The following is a 751-nucleotide window of genomic DNA, read 5'->3' as shown; positions in this document are numbered from 1 at the left end:
AGTGGCACCTACTGAGTTTAGTGTGGTAATTAAATCATTACCTGCTGCATCCTTCATTGTACCTCCGTTAAGGTCTAGCGCTCCTACAGTGATACCATCGGTATCTTCATCGCCTGCTACTACTCTATAGCGGAAAACTAAAGCTTGAGTACCAGAATTACTGTGGAAAACCGCTTGACGCGTATTGGACCCTATAGTGATTGCTATTTGAGGGGTGCCTGATGTAGTATTCACAATCACATTCTCACTGGTGTTCACCGTGAAAGTCATAAAACTATTTACAGGCTTACTCCCATTTGATGGCACACTTACACTGGTAACTGTTGGGGCTGTTGCGTCTACCAAAACAGCCGCAGTTGCTCCAACAGAGTTTAAGGTAAGGTTTGCATCGTTGGTTGCGGCATCCTTCAAAGTACCTCCGTTAGCGGCAAGAGTTCCTATTGCAATACCATCGGCATCAACATCACCTGATTGTACAACATATCTAAACAATAAAGCTCCTGTGCCTGTACCACTCGTATAGGCCGCTTGGCGAGTAGTCGAGCCTATAGTAATTGCTAGTTGTGGGGTTCCCCCAGCGTCTACAACTGTTACATTCTCAGAAAAATTAACCGTAAAATCCAAGTTCTGACCTGCTAGATAAGTAGCGTTCGCTGGTACACTTACACTTGTTACCGTTGGGGCAGATTTATCATTGAGGCTTGCTGTGTTATTAGAGGTTTGGTTAGCGTCTGCGGTTAACCCATTTTGG

1 pseudogene is annotated in these 751 nt (G+C 44.9%); it reads right to left on the bottom strand.

The features are described 5' to 3' along the window. Positions 1–751, bottom strand: a pseudogene (locus tag MB14_RS08270) (hypothetical protein); the annotation flags it as partial.

Origin of the sequence: Roseivirga ehrenbergii (genome assembly GCF_001593005.1) — a bacterium.
In the GTDB taxonomy this organism is placed as follows: Bacteria; Bacteroidota; Bacteroidia; order Cytophagales; family Cyclobacteriaceae; genus Roseivirga; species Roseivirga ehrenbergii.
The sequence above is the reverse complement of the archived record's forward strand: the minus strand, read 5'-3'. Positions and strand labels throughout refer to the sequence as shown.